This window comes from Roseateles sp. P5_D6 (genome assembly GCF_054049415.1).
Genome location: NZ_JBFUMK010000001.1, coordinates 281,108 through 301,934 on the forward strand (window position 1 = coordinate 281,108; position 20,827 = coordinate 301,934).

The window sequence follows — 20,827 nt, forward strand, 5'->3', positions numbered from 1 at the left end:
CTATTTCTCGGCCAGATTGGCCACCAGCAGGATGAGCTCGGCCACGTCGAACGGCTTGGCCAGATGGGCCTGGAAGCCGGCCAGCAGCGAGCGCTTGCGGTCCTCGGCCCGGGCGAAGGCCGTGAGGGCCAAGGCGGGGATGCGGGAGTTCCGCGTCTCGGTCGCCCGCAAGGTACGGATCATCTGATAGCCGTCCACGCCGGGCATGCCCACATCGCTGACGATGACGGTCGGCCGTGACAGCTGGACGGCCTTGAGCAACTCCTGCGCCGAGGCAAAGGCCACCACCCGGGCCCCCTGGTCCTCCAGGATGCGGCACAGCAGGCTGCGTGTGTCCTGCTCGTCGTCCAGCACGAAGATGTGCACGCCGTCCAGCTTGGGGAGGGCGAGGTTCTCGCTGGCCCGTGCATCGGCAGAGGCGGGATCCTCGTCACGCTCTCCGGCCGCCTGAAGGGCGGACAGCGGCAGCCTGACGAAGAAGCTCGCGCCCCGGCCCTCGCCGGCGCTCTCGGCGCGGATGTTGCCCCCGTGCAGTTCGATGAGCTGCTTGCAGATCGCCAGGCCCAGGCCCAGGCCGCCGTGGGCCCGCGAGGTGGAACCGTCCTGTTGTGTGAAGCGATCGAACACCTGAGGCAGGAAGGCGGCCGGGATGCCGATGCCGGTGTCGCTGACACTGAATTCCACCTGGGAGTTGACGCGCTGCAGCAGCACCTGCACCCGGCCGCCCGCGGGCGTGAACTTGATGGCGTTGTTCAGCAGGTTCCACACCACCTGCTGCAACCGTCCGCTGTCACCGTTGACCATGGCCGGGCCGGTATCCAGCAGGGATTGCAGCTCCACCCCCTTGGCCGATGCTGACGGAGTGACGGTTTCGACGGCCGCCTGGATGACGTTGGCCATGCTCAGTTGCTGCAGGTCCAGCCTCAGCTTGCCGGTCATGATGCGGTTCAGGTCCAGCAGGTCGTCGATGAGCTGCACCTGGGCACGCGCATTGCGATCGATGACCTCGATGGCGCGCTGCAGATTGACGCGCTCATCGCCCGGCTTGGCCCGCAGCAGCACCTGGGTCCAGCCGAGGATGGCCGTCAGCGGCGTGCGCAGTTCGTGCGACAGCGTGGCGAGGAACTCGTCCTTGATGCGCGTGGCGCGCTGGGCGGCAATGCGCGCATTGCGCTCGGCGTCCAGGATTTCCTCGTGTTCGCGGTTGGCGATTTCCATGGCCTCGATGCGCATGCTGGCCGTCAGGTCGCGCGTCAGCTTGGCGTAGCCGATCAACTGCCCGGTCTCGTCCCGCAGCGCCGTGATGCTCACCTGGGCCCAGAAGCTCGTGCCGTCCTTGCGAAGCCGCCAGCCCGTGTCGACGAAACGCCCGATCTCCTGGGCCTGCTGCAGCTCGTATTCGGGCCAACCGCTTGCGCGCACTTCGGGCGGGTAGAAGATGGAGAAATGCTCGCCCAGGATGTCCTCGGCGGCATAGCCCTTGATGCGCTGCGCGCCTTCGTTCCAGGACGCCACGCGGCCATTCACGTCCAGCATGAAGATGGCGTAGTCGGCCACGCCCTCGACCAACAGCCGGAAACGCTCCTCGCTGCGCTTGAGCGCCTCCTCGTGGTTGCGCCTTTGCGTCAGGTCACGCGTGACCTTGGCGAAACCCACCAACCGTCCCGTCGGGTCGCGCATCGCCGTGATGACGACATTGGCCCAGAACAGCGAGCCGTCCTTGCGCACGCGCCAACCCTCGTCCTCGAAGGCGCCTTCGCGCGCGGCCATCTCGAGTTCATGAGCAGGCAGCTGCCGGGCCAGCGCCTCCGGCGGGTAGAACCGCGAGAAATGGCTGCCGATGATCTCGTCCGCCTTGTATCCCTTGAAGCGTTCGGCGCCGGCGTTCCAGGTCAGCACATGGCCGGCGGGATCCAGCATGAAGATCGCATAGTCGCGCACGCTGTCCACCAGCAGGCGAAAACGCTCCTCGCTGCGCTGCAGGCCTTCGTCATCGACTTTCAAGTTCGTCCTTCCGTGTTGAGGGCGGTCCAGGGGCAGGCAGTGTGCCCGTGTCTCGTCCGACGTCATGTGCCGGGCGGCCCTTCGTCCTTGTCCCGGCGGGCAGGCTTCTTCTCGTCGTATCGCAGTACCGACAACTTGCCGTCGCCCTCCAGGTAGGCCGCCCGCACCGCGCCGACGTCCTCGACGCCAGCCTGGCGCAATTGGGCCTCCAGATCCTCGCGCGTCAGGAACTCCTTGCGCAGATTGCGGCCCAGCACGCGCCCCGCCTTGACGAGCTGCAGTGGCGCAGGCTCGGTGAGCTTGTGCACGAGGGGCCAGCGGCAACTGGCCCAGTCCAGCGCATAGTTCCAGAACACCAGCGTAGCGACCAGGATCCAGCCCTCGGCCACTGTGTCGTAGCTGCCCGACATGGCGTTCTGCGAGGCATCTGCGATCACGACCACCATCAGGACGTCGGCGACGCCGAAGGAGCCGGGGTCGCGCCGCAGCACGAAGCGAAAGATCAGCAGCAGGAACCAGTACATCAGCGTGCCCCGCAGCATCAGCTCCAGTGGCGACACGTGGATGGCGAAAAGCCCCGAGACGTCCATGTTCACCTCCTCATCTTGTCGGGATTGAAGGGTTGGATGCGGACGCTGCTCATGTGATGGGCGATGGGCAAGCCGTGTGCCTGGCGGCGTTCCGAAGCGTTGGGCAAAAAGAGAACGCTCGACGCGAGGCGTCGAGCGTTCCGCCGTTGGCCTGTTGAGCGGCCTGTTGAGGCTACAGCTCCTGGCTTCCGACCGTTCAAATCTAGTCGCCGGCGCGTGGGCCAGCCATCTCGCCGAGGCCGCGTGGAGATGTAGGTCGTGGCCTACGCGTAGTCGGCGCGATCAACGCACCAACGTTTCGCGCGACTCGGGTTGCAGGCTGTCTCGCCGTGCCAGCGCCGGGAAGACCTTGAACCAAAGCGCGACGATGGCCACCGTGCCGATGCCGCCGAGCAGCACTGAGCCGACCGGGCCAAGCAGGGCCGCCGTTGCGCCGGACTCGAACTCGCCCAACTGGTTGCTCGCGCCGATGAAGACCGAATTCACGGCGCCGACGCGGCCGCGCATCTCGTCCGGCGTCTCGAGCTGCACCAGGGACTGGCGGATGACGACGCTGAACATGTCGGCCGCACCGCTGACGGCCAGCACGGCGAAGGCGACCAGGAAGGAGGTCGTCAGCGCAAACGCGATCATCGTCAAGCCGAACACCGCCACGGCGCCGAGCAGCCAGTGGCCGGCGCGGTGTGCGATGGGGTGGCGGGCCAGCCAGACGCCGACGACGACGGCGCCCAGGGCCGGGGCCGAGCGCAGCAGGCCCAGCCCCTCGGGGCCGGTGTGCAGGATGTCGCGCGCGAAGATGGGCAGCAGGGCCGTGGCACCGCCGAGCAGCACGGCGAACAGGTCCAGCGAGATTGCACCGAGCAAGACGGGCCTCTGCCAGATGAAACGGATGCCGGCCGTCAGCTGCGCCAGGTCGGGGGCCGCACGGCGCAACGGCGCAGCGCGATGGCGGATCGTCAACACGCTGGCTATCGCCGCGGCGAGCAACAGCAGCGAGACGCCGTAGACGATGGCCGCGCCCCAATGCGCCGCATCGCCGCGCGCGGCAGCACCCGTCGCCCAGGGCCCGAGCGCATAGAGCACGCCGCCCAGGGCCGGGCCCGCAATGATGGCCACCTGCATCGACGAGCTGGCCGCCGCCACGGCACGGGGCAGCAGCATGGGGGGCACAAGCGTCGGCATCAGGGCCTGCTGCGATGGCATCTGCAGTGCGCGGGCGCAGCCCAGCAGCACGGACAGCATCAGGATCATGTTCGGCCCCACCCAGCCACTGGCGCTGGACAGCGCCAGGCAGGCCGCGGCAACGAGTTGCAGGCCCAGGCTGGCGGCCAGCAGCAGGCGCCGGTCGTGCTGATCCACGACATGGCCGGCCGGCAAGGTGAGCAGCAGGGCAGGCAGGAATTGCGCGAGGCCGACCAGGCCCAGGTCCCAGGCGCTGGAGGTGAGGTCGTACATCTGCCAGCCCAGGGCCACCATCAGCATCTGGTTGGCTGCGCCGCCGGTCACGCGGGCCCCCAGCAGGCGCATGTAGTCGCGCTGATCGCGCAGTCGGGCGGGGGTGCCGGGAATCGCTTCGAGAGGCATTGGGCGGACGAGGGCACCTGCCAAAAGGGCAAAAGTCGCCAAGGGGAAAGCGGGCGGATTATCTCGGCCGCGTTCTCGCGGTCGCGGCTGCGTTTCAGGAGCCCGGCTTGCAGTGATCGCCGGTGAGTGTCCAGCGCTCGGTCAGCGTCGTCGTCCACGTCACGCCACTGCCGCCTTGGGCGGCTTGCAGGGCGGCCAGTTGCTGGCGCGCGGCGGCTGCTTCCTCCGGCTTGCCGTTGCGGATGGTGGCCTCGATCTTTTCGTAGACCGGCGCCATCGCGGCGGCCCGGCCCTGGGCCGAGGGCAGGGCCGCGATCGCCGCGCGGGCTTTGGCGGCCTCGGCTGGCGACAGGCCCCGCTCGACCATGGCCAGAGCAGCCGCGGGGTCGCTGCCACCGCCTCCCGGCGCGAGCGTGAGGCGCATCTGCCGCTCCCAGGTCTTGGCGTCGAGCTGCTTCCATTGCTCCTGCAGCCGGCCGGCCTGGCACTCGGCCTGCAGCAGGGTGCCGCCCTGTGCCGGCCACCAGCGTGTCTTGCAGCGGTCGGGCAACTGGTTGGGCGGCACCGAGGCAGCCGGCACGCACCAGGTCACCGGCTCGGTGCCGGCATAGGTCTGTTGGTGGGAGCGGCCGTCGGCCCGCGTGGTGATGAAGCGGTTGCCGTTGCTGCCGTCCCAGCGCTCGACGCGTTCGACCAACAGGGGGCCGCTGCCGCTGCGCATGGTGGCTTCGCCATCGATGCGGTAGTGCCCCGGGGTCGGCAGGGGTGAGGCGGCGCCGCAGGTCGCGGCCAGGGCAAGAAGCAACAGCGGCCAGGGCCGCGCAAGTGGATGGGGCATCGGGCGGACTCTACGCAAGGCGTGTCACGCCACCATCCCGAGGAGGCGCGGGGTTTGCCTGGAATATCGTCAAAATACTGTATATATTTACAGTATGTCGCCTGCTCCCACCCGCATTGCCGCCGCCCAGCCGGCCCTCGTCCCGATCGACTCCATCAAGGGCCGTGGCACGGCCACCGCCATGCCCCATCGCTTCGAGCAGCGCGAGCGTGAGCAGTACGACGACGGCTGGGGTTCGCTGGACCAGGAGGCCGGCGAAGAGCATGTGCCGGTGGCCACGCAGATCATCGAAGAGCACGCCAAGAAGATCGTCACCAGCAACCAGTCGCCCGACATCTCCTTCGACTACTCCATCAACCCGTATCGAGGCTGCGAGCACGGCTGCATCTACTGCTTTGCGCGGCCCACGCACAGCTATCTGAATCTGTCGCCGGGGCTGGACTTCGAGACCCGCATCGTGGCCAAGGTCAATGCGGCCGAGCGTCTGCGTGAAACGCTGGCCGGTGCCAAGTACGTGCCCAAGTCGCTGGTGCTGGGCACGGCCACCGATGCTTACCAACCGGTTGAACGCAAGCTGGGCATCACGCGCCGCATCGTCGAGGTGCTGGCGGAGTGCAGCCACCCGTTCTCGGTCGTCACCAAGAGCAGCGGCATCGAGCGCGACCTGGACCTGATCGCGCCGATGGCCGCCCAGGGCCTGGTGTCGGTCTATCTGTCGGTGACGACGCTGGACAACGACCTCGCCCGCATCCTCGAGCCACGCGCTGCGGCACCCGCGCGGCGGCTGCGCACCATCCAGGCACTGGCCGAGGCTGGCGTGCCCGTGGGCGTCAGCGTGTCGCCCATCATTCCCTTCATCAACGAGCCCGAGCTGGAACGCATCCTCGAAGCCGCTGCTGCGGCCGGGGCGAGTTCGGCGTTCAGCATCCCGGTGCGCCTGCCCTGGGAGGTGAATCCGCTGTTTCAGGACTGGCTGCAGCGCCACTTCCCCGACCGCGCCGAGCGTGTCATGGCGCGCATCCGCGACATGCGCGGCGGCAAAGACAACGACGCTCGCTTCGGCACGCGCTTTACCGGCGAAGGCGTGTGGGCTCAGCTGCTGCAGGCGCGCTTCCAGCGGGCCGTCCACAAGCTGGGCCTGCGCAACAAGCGGCGGCCGGTGCAACTGGCGCTGTTCACACCGCCACGCAAACCGTCAGCGCAGGGGAGCCTGTTCTAGCGCCGGCAGCCGGCGAGCAAATCCCAATCGGCCTTGTAGACGTCCGACCGAGCGCCCACCCAACCCATCGCGGTGTGGAAGAGGTTGTCGTGCGAGGCGGGCTTGTCGCGCAGGCCTTGCAGGCAGCCGGGCTTCAGCGACGCAGCCAGCCCTCCACCCTCGGGCACCCACAGCACCATGGGCACATGCGTTTGCTCGGCCGGCGCCATGGCATAGGGCATGCCGTGCAGATAGAGGCCGTTCTCGCCCAGCGACTCGCCGTGGTCAGAGACGTAGAGCATGCCCACATCGAAGGCTTGTTGCGCCTGCAGCCAGGCGATGCTGCGCGCCAGCAGCCGGTCGGTCGTCACCAGGGTGTTGTCATAGCCATTGACGACCTGCTCGCGCGGGCACTGCTGCAGCGCGTTGCTCTTGCACTCGGGCTGGAAGGGCTTGAGGTCGGGCGGTGAGCGCTTGAAGTAGGCCGGGCCGTGACTGCCCATCTGGTGCATGACGAGGACGAGGCCACGCTTCACACGCGCCGGATCCAGCGCCGCGATGCGTTTGTCCAACTCATGCAGCAAAGCTTCGTCGAAGCATTCTTCGCCATCGCACAGGCCCGCCGGCAGCGGAGCCGCGCCTTCAGGCAGCTTGGCTGTTGAGCTGTTGGGCACGCGGTCGCAAAGGCCTTTGCAGCCGCTCTGGTTGTCCAGCCACAGCACGGCCAGGCCGGCGCGTTGCAGCACGTCGAGCAGGTTTTCCTGCGTACCCTTCACGTCGCCAAAAGCCTCGCGGCCCAGCGGCGAAAACATGCAGGGCAGGGAGGCCGCCGTGGCGGTGCCACAGGAGGTGACCTGGCGCAGGCTGATCAGATTTGAGCTTGGCAGCTTGGCCAGCTCCGGGTTCGTTTGCCGTGCGTAGCCGTTCAGGCTGAAGTTCATGGAGCGCGCCGTCTCGCCGACGACGAACAGCAGCAACGGCGGCCTGGCCCCTTCCGCGCGCGGCAGCAGCCGGGCGTCGACGCCGATGACGGCGGGCGGGCCGCTGGGTGCGGCCTGGCGGCGCAGCGCGGCACTGCTGATCGAATAGACCGCGTTCAGCGGCGTGACCATGTAGCGGATGGTCTTGTAGTTGCGCATCGTCGATGACAGATCGGCAAACACGCTCAACGCCAGCAGCACCATCGCGACGAGGCCGAGGCCAAAGGCGACGACGTTGCCGCCCAGGCGCTTTGGCAGGGCCTGCCGCGGCGCGGTGGGCCGGCGCAGCAACCACCAGGCGGGCAGGGCGCCCAGCAGTCCGATGCTGACGAGCAGCCGCCAGCTCAGCAGGTCGCGCGTTTCGCGCACGTCGGTCTGCACCATGTTCGTGACCATGGTGGGGTCGAAGACGATGCCGTAGCTGCCGATGAAGTGGGCCAGCGCGCCGGCGCTCAGCAGCAGCACGACGAGCAGGCCCTTGATGAAGCGCGGCCAGGCCAGCAGGCTCAGCAGCGCGCCGGTCGCGGCGGTGACCATGCCGGCAAAGGCAAGGATGAAGAAGGGGCGCACATCGGCCATGCCGTGCAGTTGCTGCCACAGCGGCCAATTGGCCAGCAACCCCATCCACAGGGCGGCCAGCCAGGCCTGGGTGAGGGGACGCGAGGTGTCGGGCTGGAACCAGGCCAGCAGGCGCTTGAGCAAAGGCATCAGGAGGCGGAAAGAGGCGGAAAGAGGCGGCGACGCATTCTCGCGGCCCCGCGCGGGCTGGCGTCTCGGGTGATACGTGGCCGACAGCGCCGGGTCAGCTCAAGCGGCGATTTCGGCCGTCGCCGCGCGCAGCGTGACGCCGCCCGCGGCCCGCGCCTTGCCTGGCCCGCCGCCCATGGGCTTCACATAGCGCCCGTGCAGGTCGTCGATCTGTTCGGCAAGGCTTGAAGCGCCTTCGATCTTCTCGGCATGGCGTTTCAGCACCAGGCCGGCCATGTCGATGAGCTTGGCGTTGCGCGTGGCCTCGCCCTGCTGGATCAGCAGCTCGACGGCCACCTTGGCACTGCCGCGCAGCGAGTGGCGCATGGCCGTCTCGGCGACATTGAAGATCTGCTGGTGACAATCGCGGAACTGCTCGGCCGCGCCCTGGTGGCCTTCGGACATGGACACGAGGATCTCGGTGCTGGCCTTGGCCGAGCAGTAGCGCGTGCCCAGGCCGCGCAGAATGGGCATCATCTCTTCAAGCTCGACCTCCTGGCTGGACAAGCGTATCCACAGCGCCGTCAGCAGCGAGGCCGCCTCGAGGTCGAAGTTGCCGCTCTGGGCATGCTCGGTGACCTCGCGTGCCATGACCAGGGCCTGGCCGACACGGCGCTCCAGCAGGAAGGCCAGGCCGCGCAAGACCAGGTCAAAGCGCTGCAGCCGGATGGAGCCCGGCGCGCGTTCCAGCGCGGCGGCCAGCGCGTCGTGGGTGTACTTGAAGCCCTTGTGGTCCTTCGCGTCAAAGCGCATCAGGCCGATCAGCACGAGGCTGAGCATGTCGAAGAGCTTGGAGCGCAGGCCCTGGGACATGGCGCGCTCCAGCATCTTCAGCGCCTCGGCGCGCTGGCCGGCGTAAAAACCCAGTGAGCCGCAGCGCTGCAGGCGCAGCAGGCAGCCGGGCGTCAGCGTCGCGGCGGTCTGATAGGTCTTGAGTGCCTGGGCGAGGTCGCCCTGTTCCATCTGCACATGGCCCATCAGGTCATGCGAGTCGGCGTAGTCGGGCAGGTCGCCGGTGAGGTTTTCCAGCGTGCGGCGCGCGGCCTGCAAATTGCCGCTGGCCACCTCGGTACGCGCCACGCCCAGTCGCGCCCAGGGCACGGTCTTGGCAGCGATGATGGCCTCGTACAGCGTGCGCGCGTCGTCGAAGCGCTTCAGCCGCAGCAGCAACTCGGCACCGATGCGCGCGGCATAGAGCCAGTACTTGTCCTTGGCATCGAAGCGCGCCAGGCAGAGGTTGGCAGCGGTCTCGAAGTCCTGGTTCTCGATGGCCTCGAAGATGCCCTTGAGCACGCGCTTGCGGTGGCGCGCACTGGCCAGGCGCTCGGCGAGGTTGGCGCTGGTGTAGGGCTTGATGAGGTAGGCGTCGAGCGCGGCTTCAGCGGCCTCGGCCACCTTGGCGTACGTGGCCTCGCTCGTCACCATGACGAAGACCGTGGAATAGGGCAGCAGGCCTTCACGACGGAGTTCGTCGAGCAGGTCCTGGCCCGAGGTGTCGCTGCTGTCGAAGTGGTAGTCGCACAGCACGATGTCAAACGTCTGATGCTCCAGCATCACCCGCGCATCCTTCACGCGTGGCGTCTGGCGCACGGTGCCGACACCCAGGTCGCGCAACTGCGCCGACATCAGGCTGCGTGAGTTGGCGTTGCTGTCGATGATCAACGCCGACGCCGTCTGGATGGTCTGGTCCATCAGGAACATGCGGCCTCCCGCCCCGGCGCCGGGCCGTGGATTTTGATCGGGAGACGCGCAGAAGAAGTCACTTATGAGTCATTGGGGTGACAGTCGACGGACTTTAGGGTTTATGAGTCAAGTCGGGAGATCTCGTTTACTCGCTCTTTTGGTGCGCGGCGTGATTTACGACGCAGGCGGGCTGCGCGTGACAGGCGTAAAAAAGCCGCGGCTCCTTGCGGAAGCCGCGGCTCTGACCGGTTTGGTGCTCGCTTACTTGAACAGGTCCTTGACCCGATCCGTCCAGCTCTTGGCGTTGGGCGAGTGGCGCTCGCCCCCTTTCTTCAGCGACTCATCGAGCTCCTTGAGCAGCTTCTTCTGATGCTCGGTCAGCTTGACCGGCGTCTCGATGGCGATGTGGCAGTACAGGTCGCCCGGATAGCTCGAACGCACGCCCTTGATACCCTTGCCACGCAGCCGGAAGGTCTTGCCGTGCTGGGTGCCTTCGGGCAGTTCGATCTCCGCCTTGCCGCCGAGCGTGGGGACTTCGATGTTGCCGCCCAGGGCGGCGGTGATCATGGACACCGGCATCGTGCAATGCAGGTCATCGCCATCGCGCTCGAAGATCTCGTGCTGCTTGATGCGGATCTCGATGTAGAGGTCGCCGCTGGGGCCGCCATTCACGCCCGGCTCGCCATTGCCCGCCGAGCGGATGCGCATGCCCTCGTTGATGCCGGCTGGGATCTTCACTTCCAGCGTCTTCTGCTTCTTGACCTTGCCCTGGCCGTTGCAGGTGGTGCAGGGGTCGGGAATGATCTTGCCGCTGCCGTGGCAGTGCGGGCAGGTCTGCTGGATGCTGAAGAAGCCTTGGCGCATGTGCACCGTGCCCGAGCCCTGACATGACCCGCAGGTCTTGGCGCTGGTGCCAGGCTTGGCGCCGGTGCCGCCACAGGTCTCGCAGCCTTCCCAACTGGGAATGCGGATCTGCGTTTCCTTGCCGCGGGCGGCTTCCTCGAGCGTGATCTCCATCGCGTAGCTGAGGTCACTGCCGCGGTAGACCTGCTGGCCGCCGCCCGCACCACGGCGCTGGCCGCCTTGGCCGCCAAAGATGTCGCCAAAGATGTCGCCGAAGGCCTCGGCAAAGCCGCCAAAGCCTTCCGCGCCCGGGCCGCCGCGGCCGGCGCCCATGTTGGGGTCGACGCCGGCATGGCCGTACTGGTCATAGGCCGCGCGCTTTTGCGCGTCGGACAGCATCTCGTAGGCCTCCTTGGCCTCCTTGAAGCTTTCCTCGGACTTCTTCGCCCCGTCGCCCTGGTTGCGGTCGGGGTGGTGCTTCATGGCCAGCTTGCGGTAGGCCTTCTTGATGTCTTCCTCGGTCGCGTTTTTGGCGACGCCGAGGATTTCGTAGTAATCGCGCTTGGACGCCATCGTCTTCTTTCAAGGGCAAAGGCCCGGGCACGCTTGTCGCGGTCCCGGGCCAGGGGTCATGCGGGACTTACTTGCTGTCCTTGACTTCCTTGAACTCGGCGTCCACGACGTTGTCGTCGGCCGGGCGCTTGGCTTCACCTTGCGGTGCGGCCTGGGGCTGTTCAGCACCACCGGCGCCTGTGGCCGCTGCCGCAGCGGCCTGCGCGCCTTGTTGGTCAGCGTAGATCTTTTCGCCCAGCTTCTGGCTGGCCGTCATCAGCTTCTCGGTCTTGGCCTCGATGTCGGCCTGGTCGTCGCCCTTGATGGCTTCTTCCAGGTCCTTCGCCGCGGCTTCGATCGCTTCCTTCTCGGCCGCTTCGAGCTTGTCGCCATGCTCGGTGACCGACTTGCGCACGCTGTGCACCATGCCGTCGGCCTGGTTGCGGGCCTGCACGAGTTCGACCTTCTTCTTGTCCTCGGCCGCGTTGGCTTCGGCATCCTTCACCATCTTCTCGATCTCGGCCTCGCTCAGGCCCGAGTTCGCCTTGATGGTGATCTTGTTTTCCTTGCCGGTGCCCTTGTCCTTGGCGCCGACGTGCAGGATGCCGTTGGCGTCGATGTCGAAGCTGACCTCGATCTGCGGCGTGCCGCGCGGCGACGGCGGGATGCCTTCCAGGTTGAACTCGCCCAGGCTCTTGTTGCCTTGCGCCAGTTCACGCTCGCCCTGGTAGACCTTGATGGTCACGGCTGGCTGGTTGTCGTCGGCGGTGGAGAAGGTCTGCGCGAACTTGGTCGGGATGGTCGTGTTCTTCTTGATCATCTTCGTCATCACGCCGCCCAGGGTCTCGATGCCCAGGCTAAGCGGGGTGACGTCCAGCAGCAGCACGTCCTTGCGCTCGCCGCCCAGGACCTGGCCCTGGATGGCGGCACCGACGGCCACGGCCTCGTCGGGGTTCACGTCACGGCGCGGTTCCTTGCCGAAGAACTCCTTGACCTTGTCCTGCACCTTGGGCATGCGGGTCATGCCGCCGACGAGGATGACGTCGTCGATGTCGGTCAGCGCAACGCCAGCGTCCTTCACCGCGGTGCGGCAAGGCGCAATCGTGCGTTCGATCAGCTCGTCCACCAGCGACTCCAGCTTGGCGCGGGTCAGCTTGACGTTCAGGTGCTTCGGACCGGTCGCATCTGCCGTGATGTAGGGCAGGTTGACGTCGGTCTGCGACGAGTTGGACAGCTCGATCTTGGCCTTCTCGGCGGCTTCCTTCAGGCGCTGCAGGGCCAGCACGTCCTTGGTCAGGTCGACGCCTTGTTCCTTCTTGAACTCGGTGACGATGAAATCGATGATGCGCTGGTCGAAGTCCTCGCCGCCCAGGAAGGTGTCGCCGTTGGTCGACAGCACTTCGAACTGCATCTCGCCATCGACGTCGGCGATCTCGATGATGGACACGTCGAAGGTGCCGCCGCCGAGGTCATAGACGGCGATCTTGCGGTCGCCCTTGCCGTGCTTGTCCAGGCCGAAGGCCAGGGCCGCGGCGGTGGGCTCGTTGATGATGCGCTTGACGTCCAGGCCGGCGATGCGGCCGGCGTCCTTGGTGGCTTGGCGCTGGGCGTCATTGAAGTAGGCCGGCACCGTGATGACGGCTTCGGTCACTTCCTCGCCGAGGTAGTCCTCGGCCGTCTTCTTCATCTTGCGCAGCACTTCGGCCGAGACCTGGGGAGGCGCGAACTTCTTGCCGCGCACTTCCACCCAGGCGTCGCCGTTGTCGGCGGCGGCGATGGTGTAGGGCATCAGGTCGATGTCCTTCTGCACTTCCTTCTCGGCGAACTTGCGGCCGATCAGGCGCTTGACGGCATACAGCGTGTTCTTCGGGTTGGTGACCGACTGACGCTTGGCGGAGGCGCCGACGAGGATCTCGCCGTCTTCCTGGTAGGCAATGATGGACGGCGTGGTGCGGGCGCCTTCGGCGTTCTCGATGACGCGCGTGGTGTTGCCTTCCATGACGGCCACGCACGAATTCGTGGTGCCCAGGTCAATGCCGATGATCTTTCCCATTTGGAACTCCTGAAGATTTGTTGGATGTATTCGATTTGTGGATAACTCGCCGTCCTTCAAGGGCGGCAGGCTGTGAATTAGTGGGGACAGAGCATGTCGCTTCGCGCCAAGGTCTGTCCCCAGGTCCTTAGCGAGGCGCCGACACGGTCACCAAGGCCGGCCGCAGCACGCGGTCGGCGATCAGGAAGCCCTTCTGCAGCACCGCGACGACCGTGTTGGCGTCCTGGGTCGGTGCCGGCACTACGGAGATAGCCTGGTGCTGGTGGGGGTCGAACTTGGCGCCCTGGCCGGGGTTGATCTCCACGACCTTGTTGCGCTCCAGCGCGCTGGACAGCTGGCGTCGCGTGGCGTGCACGCCTTCCAGCACCGTGTCGACGCTGGCGCTGGGCGTGGCGATGGCCGCCTCCAGGCTGTCCATCACCGGCAGCATGGCCTCGGCGAAGGCTTCGACGGCGAACTTGCGGGCCTTGGCCACATCCTCATCCGCGCGGCGGCGGGCGTTCTCGGTCTCGGCCTTGGCACGCAGATAAGCGTCGCTCATTTCGGCGAGGCGCCCTTCCAGCTCGGCAATTTTGATTTCGGGGTTCAGCTCGGCGGCCGTGGGCTCGGCGGCGCCGGCTGCGTCTTCGGGCAGGGGGTTTTCGGTCGTCATGGCAGAAAAGGAGGGGATCGCGTCGACATGGGGCGCGATGCCCTGGTTTCAAGAGGGGAGATTCAAAACGGATTATCCGGGTCAACCCGGATCTTCATCATCCAGCGAGACGGACCATCGGTCCCAGTCTGCCAAGCGGCGCCGGTCCTGCTTTGTCGGACGACCTTGCATGATCGTGTCGGCCGGTTCCGGCGCCAGGCGGCGCGCCTCGGCGGCCGCCTCCCGGGCGGTGATGCTGGCCTGGGTTTCGGCGTACAGGGCCTGGGCTTGCGGCGCCGGGCCACGCAGGTTGGACAGGCCGAGGACTTCGACCTCGCGGCTCAGCGTGCCGATGCGGATGCTGAGCAGGTCGCCAACCTTGACGTCCCGCGCCGGCTTGACCGGCTGGCCGCCCACGCGCACGCGGCCGAGGTTGATCTCGTCAACGGCCAGGGCGCGGGTCTTGTAGAAACGCGCGGCCCAGAGCCATTTGTCCAGGCGCATCGAGCTGGGCGCCTCGCTCACTGCTTGGCTCCGGCAGCCAGGGCTCGTTGGCGTTGCAGGGCGAGCGTGTCGGGATGCGGCGCTTCGGTGAACCAGCCCTGCAGATGACGCTCGGTCACCTTGGCAAGTGCCTTGATGCCGGCCGGATGGTCGTTCAGGCAGGGGATGTAGGCAAAGCGCTGGCCGCCCGCGGCGAGGAAGGCGGTGCGTGCCTCCTGGGCTATCTCTTCCAGCGTCTCCAGGCAGTCGACCGCAAAGCCGGGGCAGATGACGTCAACCGCCTTGAGCCCGCCCTTGGCCAGCTTGACAAGCGTGGGCTCCGTGTAGGGCTCCAGCCACTTGGCTTTGCCGAAGCGACTCTGGAACGTGACTTGCCATTCGCCGTCTTTCAGGCTCAAGGCTTCAGCCAGCAGGCGACCCGTCTTCAGGCATTCGCAGTGGTAGGGATCGCCCAGGTGCAGGGTGCGTTCAGGCATGCCGTGAAAGCTCATGACCAGCTTGTCGCCACGGCCCTCGCGCTGCCAGTGCTCGCGCACGGTCTGGGCCAGGGCGGCGATGTAGCCCAGCTCATCGTGATAGCGGTTGATGAAGCGCAGCTCGGGCAGGTGACGGGTCCGCAGCGCCCAGCGGGCGACGTCGTCGATGACGCTGGCGGTGGTCGCGCCCGAGTACTGCGGGTAGGCGGGCAGCACCAACACGCGGCGCACGCCTTCGCGCTTGAGGGCGTCGAGCGTGGCGGCAATGGCAGGCTGGCCATAACGCATCGCGAAAGCGACGCGCGCGCGGCCGCCCAATGCGCCTTGCAGCAGCTTGGCCTGCTTTGTTGTCCAGACCTTGAGCGGCGAGCCCTCGGGCGTCCATACCGTTGCGTACTTGGCGGCTGACTTGGCCGGCCGCACGCGCAGGATGATGCCGTGCAGGATGGCCAGCCAGATCAGCCTGGGGATCTCGACAACGCGCGGGTCGGCCAGGAACTGGGCGAGGTAGCGGCGCAGGGCAGGGGCATCGGGCGCGTCGGGTGTGCCGAGATTGCACAGCAGCACGGCCACATCCGGGCCAGCGGGCGCGACGCCGTGGCGCTGCGGCGGTTCGGGAAGAAAGGCCATGAGTCAGCGCCTGGAGCGAGGGCCGCCGAAGGGCTGGGGCTCGGTGTCGTAGAAGTGCAGCACCTCGAAGCGCACGATGGGCGACTGCTCGTCCGTGGGCATGCCGCCCAGGCCGATGACGCCGCTGCCGTGCAGGGTGCAGCTGCCGCGCTTGAGGCTCAGCAGCTCGCCCGAATCACCGAAGCGCACGTAGGTGCCGTTATAGGACAGGTCGGTCAGCTCAAAGCTGCTGCCCTGCCAGTCGATACGGGCATGTGAGCGCGACACGCGGGCGTCGGTGATGCAATAGGTGGCCTGCACGCTGCGGCCCAGCACGATGGGCATGGCGCCGATGTCGAAGACGCGGTCCAGGTCCTGCCAGATCAGGCGCATGCCGTCCGGCTCGGTCGAGCGCATCGGCTCGCCGAACTGGGTGGCGGTGTCGTCGGCACTGACCAAGGGCGCGGCGTCCATGCGGTAGACGTGTACAGGCTCGACGCGGCCGCGCACCGAGATGCGGTCCAGGCTGCGAAAGCGCCCCTTGGACGCATGGTGCAGGCCCGTCAGCACTTCGGCGGTGATGAGGATCTCGCCGTCGCCGGCATGGTCGATGAGGCGGGCGGCGACGTTGACGGCGTCACCGAAGCAGTCGCCATTGAGCTCGACGACCTCGCCACGCGCCAGCGCCACTTGCAGCCGCATGGCCAGCATGGGCGGGTTGCTCTGGCGGCGCGCGCGTTGCACGGTGCGTTCGAGCATTTCCTGCATGCGCTGGGCGGCACGCACGCCATCGCGCGGCGTATCGAAGGCGGCCATCAGGCCATCGCCCAGGGTCTTGATCAGCTGGCCGCCGCTTTCCAGCACGGCTTCGCTGATCTGGCCGACTGTCTGGGTGACCATGCCACTGGCTTCGGCATTCCCGAGGGCCTCGTACAGCCCGGTGCTGCCGCGCAGGTCGGCAAAAAGGACGGTGCGCTCGCGGATCGCGGTCATGGGGGCAGTTTATCGACGTAAGAAAGGCCGGACAGGCCGGCCTTTGTTGCGAATACAGCGATTAGAGGTTGTCGAGGTAGGTACGCAACTTGTCGCTGCGGCTTGGGTGCTTCAGCTTGCGAATCGCCTTGGCCTCGATCTGGCGGATGCGCTCACGCGTGACGTCGAACTGCTTGCCGACTTCTTCCAGCGTGTGGTCGCTCTGCATCTCGATGCCGAAGCGCATGCGCAGCACCTTGGCTTCGCGCGGGGTCAGCGAGTCGAGGATGTCCTTCACCACGTCGCGCAGGCCGGCCTGCATGGCCGCTTCGATGGGCGCCGTGTTGTTGGTGTCCTCGATGAAATCGCCCAGGTGGCTGTCGTCGTCGTCGCCGATCGGCGTTTCCATGGAGATCGGCTCCTTGGCGATCTTCATGATCTTGCGGATCTTGTCTTCCGGGATCTCCATCTTCTCGGCCAGCGTCGGGGCGTCCGGCTCGTAGCCGAACTCCTGCAAGTGCTGGCGCGAGATGCGGTTCATCTTGTTGATCGTCTCGATCATGTGAACCGGGATGCGGATGGTGCGGGCCTGGTCGGCGATGGAGCGCGTGATGGCCTGGCGGATCCACCACGTCGCGTACGTCGAGAACTTGTAGCCGCGGCGGTATTCGAACTTGTCCACCGCCTTCATCAGGCCGATATTGCCTTCCTGGATCAGGTCCAGGAACTGCAGGCCGCGGTTGGTGTACTTCTTGGCGATGGAGATCACGAGGCGCAGATTGGCCTCGATCATTTCCTTCTTCGCGTCACGAGAAGCCTTCTCGCCCTCGTTCATCTTCTTGTTGATGTCCTTGAGGTCGTCCAGCGGCACCACGGCCTTGGCCTGGATGTCCGTCAACTTCTGCTGCAGCTCCTGCACCGGCGGCAGGTTGCGGCTCAGGATGATGCTGTACGGCTTGCCGGCGGCGACTTCCTTCTCGGCCCACTTCAGGTTCAGTGCGTTGGGCGGGAAGGTCTTGATGAAGTGCTCTTGCGGCATGCCGCACTTGTCCACCACGATCTTGCGCAGCTCGCGTTCATAGCGGCGCACGTCGTCGACCTGGCTGCGCAGGATGTCGCACAGCTTCTCGATCGTCTTGACCGTGAAGCGGATGGTCATCAGCTCCTGGCTGATGGCTTGCTGGGCCTTGTTGTACGGGATCGACTTGTAGCCGTCTTTCTCGAACGCCTTGCGCATCTTGTCGAAGGCAGCGGACATCGAGTCGAGCTTGACCAGGGCGGCGTTCTTCAGCTCTTCGAGCTTCTTGGTCAGGGCCTTGGAGCCGCCGTTGCCGTCATCGTCGTCTTCCTCGTCGAACTCGTCGAAGTCTTCTTCGGCCACGTAGTCGTCGGCCTCGTCTTCGGCCACGAAGCCGTCGACGACGTCGGAGATCTGCATCTCGCCGGCGCGGATCTTGGTGGCGAACTCGAGGATGTGGGCGATGGTCGTCGGCGAGGCCGAGATCGCCAGCATCATGGCCTGCAGGCCGCCTTCGATGCGCTTGGCGATCTCGATTTCGCCTTCACGGGTCAGCAGCTCGACCGTACCCATCTCGCGCATGTACATGCGCACCGGGTCGGTCGTGCGGCCGAATTCGGAGTCCACCGTCGACAGCGCGGCTTCGGCGGCTTCTTCGGCTTCCTCTTCGGTCGAGGTGGCGGTGGTGTTGCCCTGGATCAGCAGCGTGGCGGCGTCGGGCGCCTGCTCGTAGACCGCGATGCCCATGTCGTTGAGCATGGAGATGATGGCCTCGAGGATTTCCTCGCTGACCAGCTTCTCGGGCAAGTGATCGTTGATTTCCTGGTGCGTCAGGAAACCCCGCGTCTTGCCCATCTTGATGAGGGTCTTCAGCTCGGAGCGGCGCTTGACGGCTTCTTCTTCCGTCAGCGCGGTCTCTTCCAGGCCGAATTCACGCATCAGCGCGCGCTCCTTGGCGCGGCTGACCTTCATGCGCAGGGGCTTGGCCTTGACCGTTTCCTCTTCGACCGCGACCGTCTCTTCGGCTTCCGGCTCTTCGCCCTCGATCTCGGCATCGATGTCGGAGAAGTCCTCTTCTTCCTCGGCTTCCTTCTTGCCGCCGGCCTTCTTGGTCTCGGTGGCCGCCTTGGGCTTGCGGCCGCGCTTGGGCTTGTCCTCTTCGGCCACGGCGGCCTTGGCCGTCTTCGCGGCCGGCTTCGCCGCAGCCGCCTTTGCGGTTTTGGCGGGCGCCTCGGCTGCGGCCTTCACGGCCGTCTTCTTCTTGAGTTCTTCGGCAGGAGCGGGGCTGGCCTTGGGCGCGGTCTTCTTGGCGGTCATGCAGGTCCTTCGTATTTGCGCGGTCAATTCAGAAATGCGGCAGCCACCGCGGCCAACCCGGGCTCGGCGTCAAGCCGGCGAGGCAGGGGGCGGTGGCTTTCGTCGTCAAGGTATCAATCAGCGAGTGATCGAGGGACCCTGGCGTGGCGCGAACAAGCTGGCGTGATCGTTTGGTATGCAGAGCTGGCGGATGTTTTGGCCATTAAAACCCTGATGGGTTACCCAGTGTCGCTGGGTGGCCGGGGCCGGCATCTCTCTGCCGTCACTCTTGTTGACGCGCGCGGAAAACGCAAGATTATCAGCCATTTGCGGCTGAATTGCAAAACTGTGACAGGTAAACCCTAGCTTTGCACGCCATGGCGCTCGCGCAACCGGGCCAACGCCTCCAGCGCCAGGCGCCGTTCCTCGTCGGTGGCGCCGCTGCCGCCGGGCAATGCGGCAGGGGCTCGGGACCGCAGCGCGGTGATCGCGCTGGCGAGGTCGCCAGCCGGGTCGGACTCCTCGATGCCCAGTTCCTGCACGCTACGCACCAGGCGATGCACGGCCTCGGCATGGCCCTCTGCCGCCAGGCCAGCCTGGACGACGGCCCAGGGACTGGAGCCGTGGTGGGTCAGGTGGCGCTCCAGCCAATGGACGAGTTCGCCATGGCCGCCGGGCAGGTCGTGCAGCAGGACGCGGTCCTCGTCGGGCAGGCTGTCCCAGAGCTCGCTGTGCTGCAGCAAGAGTCGGGTGGCGTGGTCGGCGGCGGTCGCCGGCGTAACCCGCGGACCGGCGGGGCGAGGCTCGGCATCGCGGCGCGACTTCCAGTCGCCTTTGCCTTTCCATTCCCCCTTCGGCTTCCATTCACCTTTGGGCTGCCAACGCGGCTTTTCGGCGGGTGCCGCCGTCTCCTTGGTGGCACCCGCGGCAGGTGCGGGTGCGCCCAGCCACAGCGCTTGCAGCTCGGCCTCGGGCAGCTGCCCCTGGCGGGCGAGTTCGCCGAGCAGTTGGCGGCGCAACAGGCCTTCCGGCAGCAAGGCCCAGAGGGGCTTGGCCTGGTTCAACATGCGGGCGCGGCCTTCGGGTGTGCCGAGGTCGCAGCCCTCGGCGGCGACCGTGATGAGCTGGCGCGACAGCGGTACGGCACCCTCGATGCAGCGTTCGAAAGCCTCCGCGCCCAGCTCGCGGACATAGGAGTCCGGGTCGTGCTCGGTGGGCAGGAACAGGAATTTGACGGCGTGGGTTTCGGTCGCGTGGGGCAGGGCGGCTTCAAGCGCCCGGCCGGCAGCGCGGCGGCCAGCGGCGTCGCCGTCAAAGCTGAAAACGACCATGTCCGTATGCCGGAAGAGCTTGTGCACATGCTCGGCCGTGCAAGCCGTGCCCAGCGTTGCAACGGCATTGCCGATGCCGTATTGAGCGAGGGCGACGACATCCATATAGCCTTCCACGACCAGGGCATGGCCGCGCTGGCGCATTGCCTGGCGGCCTTCGTAGAGGCCGTAGAGTTCGCGGCCCTTGATGAAGACGGGCGTCTCGGGCGAGTTCAGGTATTTGGGCTCGCCCTTGTCCAGCACACGGCCGCCGAAGCCGATGACCTCGCCTTGCACGTTGCGGATGGGAAACATGATGCGGTCGCGGAAGCGGTCGTAGCGCTTGGCATCCTCGCCGGGCTCGACGTCGGGCGAAATCACCAGGCCGGATTCGACGAGTTGCGGATCGTCGTACGAGGGGAAGCCGCTGGCCAGCGACCGCCAGCCTTCGGGCGCATAGCCAAGGCCGAAACGGGCCGCGATCTGGCCGGTCAGGCCGCGGCCCTTCAGGTACTGGACGGCCCGGGGCGCCTGGCGCAACTGGGCCTTGTAGAACTCCGCCGCGCGGGCCAGCACATCGGTCAGGCTCTGCTGCCTGGCTTTGTCGGCTTTGGCGCGCTCGCGCTGTTCGGGGCTGCGTTCGTCCTGCGGCACCTGCATGCCGACCTGCTGGGCCAGGTCCTCCACCGCTTCGACAAAGGTCGCGGCGGTGTGTTCCATCAGGAAGCCGATGGCATTGCCGTGCACGCCGCAGCCGAAGCAGTGGTAGGTCTGGCGGCTCGGGCTGACGATGAAGCTCGGCGACTTTTCCCCATGGAAGGGGCACAGGCCCTTGTGGTTGATGCCAGCCTTTTTCAGCTCGACATGGCGGCCCACCACGTCGACGATGTCGACGCGGGAGAGCAGGTCCTGAATAAAGCCGGGCGGGATCACCCGTTG

The 20,827-nt window shown here is 66.7% G+C and carries 15 protein-coding genes; 1 reads left to right on the forward strand and 14 read right to left on the reverse strand.

Translation table 11 applies throughout. The features are described 5' to 3' along the window. The 4 genes from ACXJKM_RS01245 to ACXJKM_RS01260 form a co-directional block, all read right to left on the reverse strand. Positions 1-2,004 carry a PAS domain-containing hybrid sensor histidine kinase/response regulator gene (locus ACXJKM_RS01245; protein ID WP_056198084.1) on the reverse strand — a complete coding sequence of 668 codons (2,004 nt, stop codon included), beginning with the start codon at positions 2,002-2,004 and terminating at the stop codon, positions 1-3. A 62-nt stretch (positions 2,005-2,066) separates the two neighbouring features. Continuing rightward, positions 2,067-2,594: a DUF421 domain-containing protein gene (locus ACXJKM_RS01250; protein WP_056198082.1), complete on the reverse strand. Its 528-nt coding sequence runs from the start codon at positions 2,592-2,594 to the stop codon at positions 2,067-2,069. A 282-nt stretch (positions 2,595-2,876) separates the two neighbouring features. Then, the gene (locus ACXJKM_RS01255; RefSeq protein ID WP_235531991.1) at positions 2,877-4,178 is read right to left on the reverse strand and encodes an MFS transporter; all 1,302 of its coding nucleotides are present in this window, start codon (positions 4,176-4,178) and stop codon (positions 2,877-2,879) included. A gap of 94 nt (positions 4,179-4,272) precedes the next feature. Next, positions 4,273-5,016, reverse strand: coding sequence for a hypothetical protein (locus tag ACXJKM_RS01260; RefSeq protein WP_056198080.1), 744 nt, complete (start codon positions 5,014-5,016; stop codon positions 4,273-4,275). A gap of 94 nt (positions 5,017-5,110) precedes the next feature. On the opposite strand from ACXJKM_RS01260, the gene ACXJKM_RS01265 reads away from it, so the two are divergent. Then, positions 5,111-6,235, forward strand: coding sequence for a PA0069 family radical SAM protein (locus tag ACXJKM_RS01265; protein ID WP_056198078.1), 1,125 nt, complete (start codon positions 5,111-5,113; stop codon positions 6,233-6,235). Here the strand turns inward: ACXJKM_RS01265 and ACXJKM_RS01270 are convergent. The 10 genes from ACXJKM_RS01270 to dnaG all read right to left on the reverse strand — a co-directional run bounded on the left by ACXJKM_RS01270 (position 6,232) and on the right by dnaG (position 20,821). Beyond that, positions 6,232-7,902 carry a phosphoethanolamine transferase gene (locus tag ACXJKM_RS01270; protein WP_056198077.1) on the reverse strand — a complete coding sequence of 557 codons (1,671 nt, stop codon included), beginning with the start codon at positions 7,900-7,902 and terminating at the stop codon, positions 6,232-6,234. The genes ACXJKM_RS01265 and ACXJKM_RS01270 overlap by 4 nt on opposite strands. Before the next feature lie 99 nt (positions 7,903-8,001). Continuing rightward, positions 8,002-9,642, reverse strand: a complete 1,641-nt coding sequence (locus ACXJKM_RS01275) for a response regulator (protein WP_082532698.1) — start codon at positions 9,640-9,642, stop codon at positions 8,002-8,004. A gap of 243 nt (positions 9,643-9,885) precedes the next feature. Continuing rightward, a complete protein-coding gene (gene dnaJ / locus ACXJKM_RS01280; RefSeq protein ID WP_056198076.1) occupies positions 9,886-11,040 on the reverse strand; it encodes a molecular chaperone DnaJ in 1,155 nt (384 codons plus the stop codon). A gap of 67 nt (positions 11,041-11,107) precedes the next feature. Continuing rightward, entirely contained in the window at positions 11,108-13,072 is a 1,965-nt protein-coding gene (dnaK, locus tag ACXJKM_RS01285; protein ID WP_056198074.1) for a molecular chaperone DnaK, read from the reverse strand. Positions 13,073-13,199: 127 nt separating this feature from the next. After that, positions 13,200-13,724 carry a nucleotide exchange factor GrpE gene (gene grpE / locus ACXJKM_RS01290; protein WP_056198072.1) on the reverse strand — a complete coding sequence of 175 codons (525 nt, stop codon included), beginning with the start codon at positions 13,722-13,724 and terminating at the stop codon, positions 13,200-13,202. 81 nt (positions 13,725-13,805) lie between these two features. After that, entirely contained in the window at positions 13,806-14,207 is a 402-nt protein-coding gene (locus ACXJKM_RS01295; protein ID WP_056198069.1) for an RNA-binding S4 domain-containing protein, read from the reverse strand. Positions 14,208-14,224: 17 nt separating this feature from the next. Beyond that, positions 14,225-15,313, reverse strand: coding sequence for a ferrochelatase (gene hemH, locus ACXJKM_RS01300; protein ID WP_457349737.1), 1,089 nt, complete (start codon positions 15,311-15,313; stop codon positions 14,225-14,227). A 3-nt stretch (positions 15,314-15,316) separates the two neighbouring features. After that, positions 15,317-16,285, reverse strand: a complete 969-nt coding sequence (locus ACXJKM_RS01305; RefSeq protein ID WP_056198063.1) for an adenylate/guanylate cyclase domain-containing protein — start codon at positions 16,283-16,285, stop codon at positions 15,317-15,319. 61 nt (positions 16,286-16,346) lie between these two features. Beyond that, entirely contained in the window at positions 16,347-18,599 is a 2,253-nt protein-coding gene (rpoD, locus tag ACXJKM_RS01310; RefSeq protein WP_457325951.1) for an RNA polymerase sigma factor RpoD, read from the reverse strand. 341 nt (positions 18,600-18,940) lie between these two features. After that, positions 18,941-20,821, reverse strand: coding sequence for a DNA primase (gene dnaG, locus ACXJKM_RS01315; RefSeq protein ID WP_457349739.1), 1,881 nt, complete (start codon positions 20,819-20,821; stop codon positions 18,941-18,943). Between the last annotated feature and the right edge of the window lie 6 nt (positions 20,822-20,827).